At 56.5% G+C, this 12039-nt stretch carries 12 protein-coding genes; 9 read left to right on the top strand and 3 right to left on the bottom strand.

The window, feature by feature from the left end; translation table 11 throughout:
* Positions 1-23 precede the first annotated feature (23 nt).
* On the bottom strand, positions 24-1262 hold the full coding sequence (locus tag BDE40_RS00070) for a sigma-54-dependent transcriptional regulator (protein WP_134011682.1): 1239 nt from the start codon (positions 1260-1262) through the stop codon (positions 24-26).
* Complete coding sequence (locus tag BDE40_RS00075) at positions 1237-3096, bottom strand: ATP-binding protein (protein ID WP_134011684.1); 1860 nt, start codon at positions 3094-3096, stop codon at positions 1237-1239. The genes BDE40_RS00070 and BDE40_RS00075 overlap by 26 nt, the downstream gene beginning before the upstream one ends.
* A 160-nt stretch (positions 3097-3256) precedes the next feature.
* Between BDE40_RS00075 and BDE40_RS00080 the strand changes: the two genes are divergently transcribed.
* The 6 genes from BDE40_RS00080 to BDE40_RS00105 all read left to right on the top strand — a co-directional run bounded on the left by BDE40_RS00080 (position 3257) and on the right by BDE40_RS00105 (position 9192).
* The gene (locus BDE40_RS00080) at positions 3257-4258 is read left to right on the top strand and encodes a DctP family TRAP transporter solute-binding subunit (RefSeq protein WP_134011686.1); all 1002 of its coding nucleotides are present in this window, start codon (positions 3257-3259) and stop codon (positions 4256-4258) included.
* 89 nt (positions 4259-4347) lie between these two features.
* Positions 4348-5028 carry a TRAP transporter small permease gene (locus BDE40_RS00085; RefSeq protein ID WP_246030315.1) on the top strand — a complete coding sequence of 227 codons (681 nt, stop codon included), beginning with the start codon at positions 4348-4350 and terminating at the stop codon, positions 5026-5028.
* Positions 5029-5032: 4 nt separating this feature from the next.
* Positions 5033-6427, top strand: a complete 1395-nt coding sequence (locus tag BDE40_RS00090; RefSeq protein WP_134011688.1) for a TRAP transporter large permease — start codon at positions 5033-5035, stop codon at positions 6425-6427.
* Positions 6428-6492: 65 nt separating this feature from the next.
* Positions 6493-7524, top strand: coding sequence for an L-idonate 5-dehydrogenase (locus BDE40_RS00095; protein WP_134011690.1), 1032 nt, complete (start codon positions 6493-6495; stop codon positions 7522-7524).
* Positions 7521-8165 carry a phosphoglycolate phosphatase gene (gph, locus tag BDE40_RS00100; protein ID WP_134011692.1) on the top strand — a complete coding sequence of 215 codons (645 nt, stop codon included), beginning with the start codon at positions 7521-7523 and terminating at the stop codon, positions 8163-8165. The genes BDE40_RS00095 and gph overlap by 4 nt, the downstream gene beginning before the upstream one ends.
* Positions 8155-9192 (top strand): flavin monoamine oxidase family protein, encoded by a 1038-nt coding sequence (locus tag BDE40_RS00105; RefSeq protein ID WP_134011694.1) that lies wholly within the window; start codon positions 8155-8157, stop codon positions 9190-9192. Before gph ends, BDE40_RS00105 begins: the two co-directional genes overlap by 11 nt.
* A gap of 52 nt (positions 9193-9244) precedes the next feature.
* Here the strand turns inward: BDE40_RS00105 and BDE40_RS00110 are convergent, their stop codons facing one another.
* Positions 9245-10015, bottom strand: a complete 771-nt coding sequence (locus BDE40_RS00110; protein ID WP_134011696.1) for a transporter substrate-binding domain-containing protein — start codon at positions 10013-10015, stop codon at positions 9245-9247.
* 135 nt (positions 10016-10150) lie between these two features.
* On the opposite strand from BDE40_RS00110, the gene BDE40_RS00115 reads away from it, so the two are divergent.
* Genes BDE40_RS00115 through BDE40_RS00125 form a run of 3 tightly spaced genes read left to right on the top strand, consistent with a single transcriptional unit; the run spans position 10151 to position 11989 of the window.
* Entirely contained in the window at positions 10151-10891 is a 741-nt protein-coding gene (locus tag BDE40_RS00115; RefSeq protein WP_281275410.1) for an amino acid ABC transporter ATP-binding protein, read from the top strand.
* Between the two features lies 1 nt (position 10892).
* Positions 10893-11651, top strand: a complete 759-nt coding sequence (locus BDE40_RS00120; protein ID WP_134011698.1) for an amino acid ABC transporter permease — start codon at positions 10893-10895, stop codon at positions 11649-11651.
* A 5-nt stretch (positions 11652-11656) separates the two neighbouring features.
* Positions 11657-11989: a carboxymuconolactone decarboxylase family protein gene (locus tag BDE40_RS00125; RefSeq protein WP_134011699.1), complete on the top strand. Its 333-nt coding sequence runs from the start codon at positions 11657-11659 to the stop codon at positions 11987-11989.
* Positions 11990-12039: the final 50 nt, after the last annotated feature.

The raw sequence follows: 12039 nt of genomic DNA on the forward strand, positions 1-12039 counted from the left end.
GATCTTCGGAAAGTCGTGTCGGTTCAGGAATGTGGGCTGCGGAAATCTTTCGCGCGAAGGTCGTGTTTTGCGAGTTTGTCGTAGAGGGTCTTTCGCGGAAGCCCCAACGCATCCGCGACGGCAGCAGATTTGCCACCAAAACGGCGCAACGTGTCAGTTAGAACGAGCTTCTCGAAAGCGTTCATTTGCTCGGCTAAACCAAGCTCGGCACAGCTGTTGGCGTCAGTTTTTACATTCAAGCCCAGAGCAAAACTGCGGGCGAAGTTGCGGAGTTCCGGAAGGTTATCAGGCCAGTCGCGTGCGATCACCTGCGCATATAGGCTCTCTGGGATTTTGGGCATATCGCCATTCATACTGCGCACGGTCTGTCGGACCAGTGCCTCGAAAATAACTGCAAGATCTTTTCGCCTTTGCGCAAGCGAGGGAACTTCGATTTGAAGCATGTCGAGCGCATAAAACAGATCGTCGCGGAGGCCCGTGTCGCGTAGCCTCTCAAGGGAATGCGGGGAAGACGCGATAACGCGCAAATCCGGGAACTGCTCCATAAGGTCCAACAAGGCTGTCTGTTGAGCGGAGTTGGCCACATCAAGCGATTTGACAGACAGGTCCGTGGGTTGCGACGTCAGGTCGAGCGCCTTTAGTGCGTCCGCGCCAGTGTCCCGAAGTGACAGCGAGATAAACCGCTGCTTATCGGGCGCAAGCGCATGGATTGTGTGGGCCGCTAGTCTTTTACCTGCTCCGGCGGGGCCGTGGAGGTAGATATGAACCGGTAGACTGGCCGCCTGACGCAAGGCTGCGCGCAGTCGTTCAACCGGCGACGACGTTCCCGGGAAATTTGCCGCTGCGGCGTCACCGGCCTGCAACTTTCGCTCCATGTTGCGCGACCGCAGGACGAGATGACGATGTTCCATCGCGCGGTTTATGACTTCAATCAGTTGTTCCGGTGGGCAAGGCTTTTGACGAAAGTCGTAGGCTCCTTCCGCCATAGCGCGAACGGCCATTGGGACATCCGCTTCACCAGTTAACAGGACCACGGGCAGGTCCGGATCAATCTTGCGCGCATAGCTGAGAACGTCGAACCCATCCCTTCCCGGCATCCGGATATCGGAAAGGATTACACCCTCGAAGTCGCACGCGATATGAGACTTAGCCATCACAAAGCTAGAGGCCGCGATCACCGCGATGTCTTCCAGCTCAAAGCTTTGAGCCAGCGATTTACGTAAAGCAGAGTCGTCTTCAATGAGAAGCAATGTCGGGGTCATTTTTCGCCTCCGGTGTTGGGAGTGCAGGGAGAGTTATGGTGAATGCCGCTCCGCCTGTTGTCAGGTTTTCGACACTAAGCAATCCTCCGAAGCTGCCGATAATTCCATAGGAAATGGACAGGCCAAGGCCCAGTCCTTTGGATGCGCCGATTTCTTTGGTGGTGTAAAATGGTTCAAACGCGCGTTCGATATCTGCCAATCCGGGACCGGTGTCCGAGATCACCAGTTGCACTTGATCACGTCTCTTACTCAGTGAAACCGTGATTTCTTTACGCGCACAATCGGTTAACGCATCAACGGCGTTTGAAAGCAGATTCACCATCACCTGTTGCAGACGAACTTGTCCGGCATCAACCCAGGCTTCCGGTGTCGTTGTTACGTTTAACGTAACTCCTTCAGTTTTAATCCGTTGCGAGGCGAACTCCAGCGACGCATTTAGCACCTCGGCGACGTTCACCTTTTCCAAGGGTTCTGTCTCCTTCCGCGCAAAGCCGCGTAGATTGTGAATGATACGACCCATACGCTGGGTCTGTTCTGAAATCAGCGTCAGGTTCTCGCTCGCCTCTGGTTCGCGGCCGCGTTCGATCAGCTTCTTGGCATTTGCAGCGTAGTTTTGAATTGCTGATATGGGTTGGTTCAACTCATGACTGATGCCAGCTGACATCTGACCAAGGGCGGTTAGTTTGCTCGCTTGAACAAGATCGTCTTGTGCCTTTTGAAGCTGCGCATTTCGCTTGGCAACGCGCGCTTCCAGCTTGGTGTTTGCCTCCGCTTCCAGACGCAGTTGATCCGCAAGTCGGGCCCGGCTTTGCACGAAAATGGCAAAACCCAAGCCGAACAACGACAGCAGAGCGGCAGATAACGAGGCGAGCAAACGGGCCTGGCTGATGGCTGGTTGCGCATCCATGAACGCGCGGGCTGTCATATCTATAAGTGGGACATCTTGCGAAACCGCCAGCGCACGGCTCGGCATTTCACCACCTTTGGGGAAATTCAAAACGGTCACCCCACCAACGACCGATGGTGTGTAGCTGGGCAATTGTAGAATCAACCCATCTGGGTAGTCGAAGGTGGCGGGCGCCACGCGTTCAAGCGTTTCATCACGCCGCAGAGCGAGGCCTAAGCGGTTAGACACAAATCCGACGCCGGCTGGGTCGAAGAAGGTCACCACCGTTTCGTCAATTCGCCACTCCGCCTCCAGTTCGTCCATGTTCACTTTGACCACGACATAACCTTGAGGGGAGCTATCATCGCGCAGGACACTTCGGGCGAAATAGTAGCTGCGTTGACCATTCTCGTCGGCAGAATGGTAGACACCCATCCGGCGAGTACGTGCTGCGACCACATCAGCGCGACCCGACCAGTCGGCACCAATGATCTGGGGCTGATCTTCAAGGATCGACGACGCTTGTACCCGGCCGTTTGCATCAAGCGCATGAATTTCTTTCGTGCCGGTGATGAGTGCTGTCCGCAGCATAAACTCCGATGTGCGCTCCGTGGTGGAACGGCCTTCAAGAAGTGCTGATATTTGCGGATGGCGCGCCATTAGGTCGGTAAGCTCTCGGTAGCTTTCCAACTGGGCTATCAAGCGGTCGGCTGACTGCTCTACGATTACTGCTCCAGAACGCGAAAGTTGATCAAGCCCGGATTTCAGACTGAGTTGATAGACCGTTGCGACCAATGCAAGTGACAAGACCACGTAAGTGGCGGCGAAGATGTGCAGCTTCTTGATGCGCGGAGCTCTGCCCATATTCCCTCGATTCGCCACAGATGGTTGTGCGAAATATCGCAAGTTTTGCAGTCGTGGCAGTAAAAAACGTGCGAGATTTCGCATTTTTAAGGTGTGCGGATATGAGGTCCTACAGGTAAGTATTTGTAATAAAGCAATAAAGACAGATTTGAATGATCAGCTTGCACCGCTTGGGGGCTTCTTGCAATGCTCCAAGCATCCGGCGGGGGAGCCCGTCCGATTGAAATTCCATTGGGAGGAAACCATGACAACTCTTTTGAAAGCGGCCTGCGTCGCTGCAGTAACCCTTGTTCCATCCGTTGCAGCCGCAGCATGTGACGAAGGCGAACTGGTCATCAAGTTCAGCCACGTAACCAACACCGACAAGCACCCCAAAGGTGTCGCAGCATCCCTGCTGGAGCAGCGTGTGAATGACGAAATGCAAGGTAAGGCTTGCATGGAAGTGTTCCCGAACTCCACGCTCTATAAAGACGAGCAAGTGCTCGAAGCTATCCTGCAGGGTGACGTTCAACTGGGCGCGCCATCGCTGTCCCTGTTCGAAAGCTTTACCAAGCAATATCGCCTGTTCGACCTGCCATTCATGTTCAAGAACATTAAGGCAGTAGACGAGTTCCAAACGTCGGAAGCTGGCGAAGCCATGAAAAGTGTTATGGCGAAGCGCGGCTTGCAAGGTTTGCAATTCTGGCACAACGGCATGAAGCAGATCTCGGCGAACAAGCCGCTGGAAATGCCTTCCGATGCTGCTGGCCTGAAATTCCGCGTTCAGCCATCTGACGTCTTGGTCGCCCAGATGGAGGCGCTTGACGCATCGCCGCAGCCGATGGCATTCGCCGAGGTATATGGCGCGCTGCAAACCGGCGTTGTAGATGGTCAGGAAAACACCTGGTCCAACATTTATGGCCAGAAGTTCTTTGAAGTTCAGGACGGTATCACCGAAACCAACCACGGCATCATCGACTACATGGTCGTGGCTTCTGTCGACTGGCTTGATAGCCTCGAAGCAGACGTACGCGACCAGTTCCTGACGATCCTCGAAGAGGTCACTGTGACCCGTAACTCTGAATCCGCAAAGGTGAATGAGGAAGCCAAGCAGGCAATCCTTGCTGCCGGTGGTTCGGTGCGCGAACTGACAGCAGAACAGCGGACAGCATGGGTTGAGGCGATGAAGCCGGTTTGGTCGCAGTTCGAAGCAGATGTTGGGGCTGACAACATTGCCGCTGCACAAGAAATCAATGCCAAGCATTGAGCTTTAACGTGACATGATACGGACAGGCGCGGCCCATTCGGGTCGGGCCTGTCTGACAATAGAGACAACAGTTTCGGGGAGGGACACACGTGCAACACGATCAAGAAGCGTCCAGCGGCATTGGCCGCTTTATCGACCGGCTAGAAGAAAATGCGCTCGCGCTGATGCTTGGCATCATGGTGATCTTGACCTTCGTCAACGTGATCCGACGCTACGTGTTCAATGCTTCCCTTATCTGGAGCCTCGAGCTTGTGTTGATGTTGTTTGCCTGGATGATCCTGCTGGGCATCAGCTACGGCATCAAAAAGAATACCCATCTCGGTGTCGATGCTCTGACCAACGTATTACCGACTGGCCCGAGGAAAATCGCCCTGATTTTCGCTTCGTTGATCTGTGTGATCTACGCCGTGCTGCTGATGAAGGGGGCCTATGACTACTGGGCCCCGTTCGCAGGGTTGGATGTGACATCGGGGCGCTGGTTCCCGACAGGCTTCACCGAAACGCGAAGCCGCGCATTCATGGAAACCGATCAGGTGCCCATGCCCTTCTTTCTGAATTTTCTGGGTGATTTGATCAACGACGGCGATAGCTATTCCAAGCTGCCCGACTTTGTTCCCTACACCATGCTGCCAATCGCCTGCGCTCTGATCCTGCTGCGGTTTGTGCAAGCCTTCATAAAGGTTTTGCGCGGCACGCAGCACACGATGATTGTCAGCCATGAAGCGGAGGAGGCCATCGAGGACCTCGCCGCTCAAAGCAAAGGGACGTAAACCGATGGATGTTATTCTGCTCTTTGTACTGATCATCGGCATGCTGATGATCGGGGTGCCGATCGCGGTCTCGTTGGGCCTGTCGTCGATGCTGTTCTTGTTGATGTTCAGCGACACATCGCTGGCCTCCATCGCGGCCTCGCTGTTTCAGGCGATGGCCGGGCACTATACCCTGCTGGCCATTCCGTTTTTCATTCTGGCCTCCAGCTTCATGTCTACCGGTGGGGTGGCGGCGCGGATCATCCGTTTCTCTATCGCCTGTGTGGGCCATTTGCGCGGCGGTCTGGCCATCGCAGGCGTGCTCGCCTGTATGATTTTCGCGGCGCTGTCAGGCTCGTCTCCTGCGACTGTGGTCGCCATCGGCTCCATCGTCATCGCGGCGATGGTCAAGGTGGGCTACACCAAAGACTTCGCCGCAGGTGTAATCTGTAACGCAGGTACGCTGGGAATTCTGATCCCGCCTTCCATCGTGATGGTGGTTTACGCCTCCGCCACCGACGTGTCGGTTGGCCGGATGTTCCTTGCGGGCGTGATACCGGGCCTTCTGGCGGGCACCATGCTGATGATCACCATCTACGTTATGGCGCGGATCAAGAATCTGCCCAAAGGCGAATGGCAGGGTTGGGGCGAGATTTTCGAAAGCTTCCGAGACGCGTTCTGGGGCTTGATGCTTATTGCCATCATTATGGTCGGCATCTATGGCATCCCGGGCCTAACCGGCGCAATCTTCACCCCGACAGAGGCTGCGGCCGTTGCTTCCGTCTACGCATTCTTCGTGGCGACGTTCATCTACCGTGACATGGGGCCGCTTCATACTCCGGACGGCCAGCGCAACCTGACTGTGTTCCAGCGGCCTCTGTCTATCGTCACAGCGTTCTTCCACCGCGATACCTTCGCGACGCTGTTCGATGCGGGCAAGCTAACGGTGATGCTCATGTTCATCATCGCCAACGCGCTGATCCTCAAGCATGTGCTGACCGATGAACAAATCCCGCAGCACATCGCGGATGCGATGCTGGCGGCGGGTCTGGGGCCGGTGATGTTCCTTGTGATGGTCAACATCATTCTGCTCATCGGCGGGCAATTCATGGAGCCTTCGGGACTGATCGTGATTGTGGCCCCGCTGGTGTTCCCGATTGCGATCGAGCTTGGTATCGACCCGATTCATCTGGGCATCATCATGGTGGTGAACATGGAGATCGGGATGATCACGCCACCAGTAGGTCTCAACCTCTTCGTGACCTCGGGCGTGGCGGGTATGCCGATGATGGCAGTTGTCCGTGCGGCGCTGCCGTTCCTGGCCGTGTTGTTTGTGTTCCTGATTATCGTCACCTACGTGCCGTTCATCTCGACATGGCTCCCGACACTTATGATGGGGCCGGAGATCATCACGAATTAGGCTGGAAGCCTTCCATAAACAGGCATAGCTTGCGCTAACATTTCCCGACCGGAAAGGCGCAAGCTATGAAATCCATCGTCATCCACGCTCCGCGCGATCTTCGCATAGAGGATCATCCCATTACGCCCCCTGCAGCAGGCGAAGTGCAAATCACTATGGCCGCGGGCGGCATTTGTGGCTCGGATCTTCACTATTACCAAAATGGTGGGTTTGGCGCGGTGAAGCTACGCGAACCGATGATATTGGGTCACGAAGTTTCGGGTCACGTCACCGCATTGGGTGAAGGTGTCACGGCGTTGAAAGTCGGCCAACTGGTCGCTGTCTCCCCGTCGCGGCCCTGCGCGAAGTGCAAGTTCTGCCTGTCGGGCCAGCCGAACCAATGCTTGAACATGCGCTTTTATGGCTCCGCCATGCCGTTCCCTCATATCCAGGGCGCGTTCAGTCAGGTGTTGAACGCAAATGCTGCTCAATGCGCTGTGGCCGACGGGCTGACGGCTGGCGAGGCGGCAATGGCCGAACCGCTTGCCGTGTGTCTGCACGCGGTGCGCCAAGCGGGCCCGCTGCTTGGCAAAACGGTCCTTGTCACTGGTTGCGGCCCCATCGGGGTGCTTTGCATCCTTGCCGCGCGGCGGGCTGGAGCGGATCATATCGTTGCGACCGACATGTCCGACTTCACGCTTGAGAAAGCGCGCGAGGCTGGCGCAGACGTCACCTTCAACATTACCAAGGTCGACAAACCCTTGCAGCCTTACATGTCCGAAAAGGGACTGGTCGATGTGCAGTTTGAATGCTCCGGCGCGGTCTCTGCCCTGACCGCAGGCATCCACGCCATGCGTCCGGGTGGCACGATCGTACAGCTTGGCCTAAGCGGGGACATGTCTTTACCGATGATGGCAATCACTGCGAAAGAGCTGAACCTGAGTGGCTCCTTCCGTTTCCACGAGGAGTTCTTCACCGGCGTCTCCCTCATGCAAAAAGGGCTGATTGACGTGAAGCCATACATCACCCAGACCTTGCCGATGAAAGACGCGGTCGAGGCGTTCGAGCTAGCCTCCGACCGCACCCGTGCCATGAAAACACAGATCGGATTCGCATGAAGGCCATTATCTTTGATCTCGACGGAACACTGGTTCACTCCGCGCCAGACATCCACGCCGCAGCAAACGTGATGCTGGCCCATGCCGGTCGGGATCCGGTAACGTTAGATCAGGTGATCGGATTTATCGGCAACGGCATCGAGAAGCTGGTAGAGCGCTGCATGCGCGCGACGGGTGGCGTGCCTGATGATCTGACGCCGCACTATGCCGAGATGAACTGCGCTTATGCCAAAGACCTGACTACGCTGACCCGCTTGTTTGACGGGGTGCGCGAGACATTGGACGCAATCGACCTCCCCATGGCGCTGTGCACCAACAAGCCGGAAACTCCGGCGCGTGACTTATGTGATCAGTTGGACCTCACGCGTAATTTCACTGTGATCACCGGCGGTGACAGCACACTTGCCAAAAAGCCCGACCCGTTGCCCTTGGTCCATACTGCGGTTGCTTTGGGTCTCACGGTTGAGGAATGCCTCTATGTCGGCGACAGCGTGACCGATTTCCGAACCGCTCGTGCAGCCGAGATGGCGTTCGCTTACTTCACCGGAGGTTACCAACCGACGCCCGTGGAAGGTTTGCGCTCCGAGGAGTGTTTCGGCAGTTGGCGCGGCCTCGATTTGTCGCGGTTTCATGGCGCTTGACCTTGCTATCGTAGGCGGTGGTCTATCTGGGCTGGCCCTCGCACGCATCGCCCAATCGCGCGGGTTGTCTTATCGCCTGTTCGAAGCACGTGAGCGCTTCGGTGGACGCATTGACGGCGTAGATGGCGTGGACCTCGGCCCCTCATGGTTCTGGCCCGGTCACTCGCGTATGGCGGTCTTGGCAAAAAAGCTGGGGGTTGGGGTGTTCGAGCAATGGAGCACTGGCGATGCGCTCTACGAAGATCACTCGGCGATACAGCGCGGGCAGGGGTTCGCCTCCATGGCCGGCACCTACCGGATTTCCGGTGGTATGCCCGCTTTAGTAAAAGCGTTGGTGGCGAAACTGGATGCGTCGTGCCTTCATCTTAGCACCAAGGTACAGACAATCACCCGCGAAGACAGTGTGATTGTGACGACCAGCGATGGCACGGATTACGCGGCCCATCATGTTGTATTGGCTTTGCCTCCGCGTGTTGCAGCTGAACTGGCATTTTCACCATCGCTGCCGGTGGCCGCACGTCAGCCACTGGGTGATATTCCCGGCTGGATGGCGGGACAGGCCAAATTGGTGGCAACCTACCCGACACCGTTTTGGCGTGAGGACGGGTTGTCTGGCGATGCCATCAGTCAGATCGGCCCAATGGTCGAGATGCACGATGCGTCGGACTCCGTCAGCGGGAAGGGCGCGATCTTTGGCTTCATTGGCGTGCCCGCGGCGCATCGCAACGGGCAAGCTGAGGCCATTCGCGCGGCGGGGTTGGTTCAACTGGAACGTATGTTTGGTCCGAAAGCGGCAAAGCCGGAAATGCTAGTGCTGAAGGATTGGGCGCAAGAGCCGTTTACCGCAAAGCGACCTGACTGGGATTTCAACGGTCCGCACCCAAGCTATGGATGCCCGCCGGCGTTGCACGGTCTCTGGGATGGGAAGCTGATCTTCGGCTCGACAGAATTTGCCGCCACGCAAGGCGGCTTTCTGGAAGGTGCGTTGGAGCGCGCGGACGAAGTCGCCGGGATGCTCATCAAATGAAACAGGCCACGCATGCCGCGCGGCCTGATCTGCTTGCTCAGTGGAAAGGGCTTTACAGCCCCCACTTCTTGGCCGTGGCGTCGAAGAACCCACCAGCCTTTTTCACTTTGACCCAGTTGTTGACATAGTTGATCCAGACTTGATCCGCCTGTGGCAGCAACATCGCGATGGGCGATGGCGCACGCGGCTCTGTGCCCGGCACACGTACCACGGGGAACTTGTCGTCCAAGGTGGAGCCTTCGATGTTGGACGTGATGAACACATCCGCACGGCCCGCGATAACTTCTTGATACCCACGCGCCGGCGCTTCTACGACCTTGATCGTGGCATTCGGGAACCATTCTTTGGCGAGGCTCTCGAACGTGGTGCCAAGGGTGGTGGCCACGGTCACTTCGGGTTTGTTGATGCTCTCGTAGCCGTCAAACTTGTCGGCGTTTTCCTTCAGAGTGAAGGGGAATATTTCAACTGCGATGTAGCTTTCCGAGAAGCCAGCAACCTTCATGCGTGCAGGTGAAATCGAGGCGGAGCCGGTCATGTGGTAGCTGCCAGCACTTACACCGTTTACGAGTGTCTTCCAGTCGGTAGGAACGAACTCAACCTCGACGCCGAGGTCTTTCGCCAGTTCCGTCATAATGTCGATGTCATAGCCTTTGTAGCTATTGGTCGCGGGGTCGCGCACAGACATCGGATTCCAGTCGCCGGTTGTGCCGACTTTCATGACGCCGCCGTCAAGGATTTCGTTCAGGGCAGATTGGGCCACGGCAGCGGTGCTCATCACAGCGCCAAAGGCCAGCGCCGCGAGGGCGTTTGCAAATTGTTTCATATCAGGAAGTTCTCCGGTGTTGGAAAGTGACCTTGTCATTACATCTGCAAGATCACGGGTGATCGTGACTTGAAGTTTCGGTCACTTGCCACATAACCTCAAGGTGATAGATGACAAGGCCGGAAGGGCGCGAGTGTGACACAAGACGCGATCGAAATGATCGATGTGGACAAGTGGTTTGGCGACTTCCAGGTTCTCAAAGGCATTAATCTAAACGTGAAACCGGGTGACCGGGTGGTGATCTGTGGACCGTCCGGATCGGGAAAATCCACGGTGGTGCGCTGCATCAACCGGTTGGAGGCGCATCAAAAGGGCGTGATCAAGATCGGTGGTGTGGTGCAAGACGGCAGTGCGGCGGCCCTTGAGGCGATCCGATCGGAAGTCGGCATGGTGTTCCAACAGTTCAATTTGTTCCCGCATCTGAGTGTCATGGAAAACCTTGTACTGGGTCCGATGAAGGCCCGCGGCATGACGCGCAAGGATGCTGAAGAGCGCGCGATGAAATACCTTGAGCGTGTGCGTATTCCTGAACAGGCCCTCAAACGCCCAAGCCAGCTTTCGGGTGGTCAGCAACAGCGCGTGGCGATTGCCCGCAGCCTGTGCATGGAGCCGAAGGTGATGCTGTTCGACGAGCCGACCTCTGCGCTGGACCCCGAAATGATCTCTGAAGTGCTCGACGTTATTGTGGAGCTGGCTGAGGAGGGGATGACCATGGTCGTGGTGACACATGAGATGGGGTTTGCGCGCAAAGTAGCCGACCAGATGGTCTTCATGGATGAAGGTGAGATCGTGGAAACTGGCACGCCGGAAGACTTCTTCAACGCCCCGAAATCCGAGCGCACCCAAACGTTTCTCAAACAGATCTTGCAGCACTGAGATGCGGATAGTTTTATCGCTTGCTGCGCTCTTGGCGCTATCTGGTTGCGGATCATCCGACATTTGGGGGTGGTATGTCGTCAACCCGATGACGGCTTCGGGCTGGACCAACATCACGTTCTTGGTGAACGGCATGGGGGCAACCATCCTTCTGTCGGTGATCGCGGCGTCCATTTCCATTGTCTTGGGGTTGCTCGTGGCCTTGCCCGGCTTGTCAGAGCGGCGCGGCATCCGAGCGATAAATCGCTTCTATGTCGAAATTGTCCGTGCGATCCCGCTGTTGCCTATGTTGTTTTGGGTCTTCTACGGCCTGCCGATTGTGTTCAAATCCATGGGGTTGAGCATCCAGATCGATCCGTTCTGGGGGGCGATTATTACGCTGGCGCTGTCGGACAGTGCGTTCACGGCAGAGATATACCGCGCGGGGATACAAAGCATCGCCAAAGGGCAGGCGGAAGCCGCGAAGACTGTAGGCCTCAACTATTTTCAGACCATGCGCTATGTGGTTTTGCCGCAAGCAATCCGGCGCATCCTGCCACCTTTGGCGAACCAATTTATCTACATTGTGAAGATGTCGGCATTCGCCTCTGTCATCGGGATGCAGGAACTGACGCGTCGCGCGAATGAGCTGGTGGTGACGGAATACAGGCCACTGGAAATCTACACGCTGCTGATCGTCGAATACCTTGTGCTGGTGCTGATCATCAGCGCGGGTGTGCGGTGGTTGGAGCGTAAAATGGGATCGGATGAAAGAGGATGAGAGAGATGGATTGGACGAAGTTTATGGATGAGACTGTCGAGAATATCGGCGTCTTGGCCAAAGAGATGCCGGAGACCGCGAAAGCCTTCAACACGATGGGGACTTTTGCCAAAAAGTCTGGCGCTCTGGACGAGAAAACCAAGGAGCTTATGGCGCTTGGTATTGCCATTGCAACGCGCTGTGACAGCTGCATCGGGTTTCATGTGAAATCGCTGATCCGGCTGGGGATTACCCGTGACGAGCTGGTCGAGGCACTGGCGATGGCAACTTATATGGGCGGCGGACCGTCCTATGCGTATTCGTCGAAGGCGCTGAAAGCGTTTGAGGACTTTTCCTGAGAGAGTTTGCGCCGCGGCTTTGCCGCGTCGCCACGCCGGGGAGGCGCTGC

Source organism: Litoreibacter halocynthiae, assembly GCF_004365635.1.
Taxonomy (GTDB): Bacteria; Pseudomonadota; Alphaproteobacteria; order Rhodobacterales; family Rhodobacteraceae; genus Litoreibacter; species Litoreibacter halocynthiae.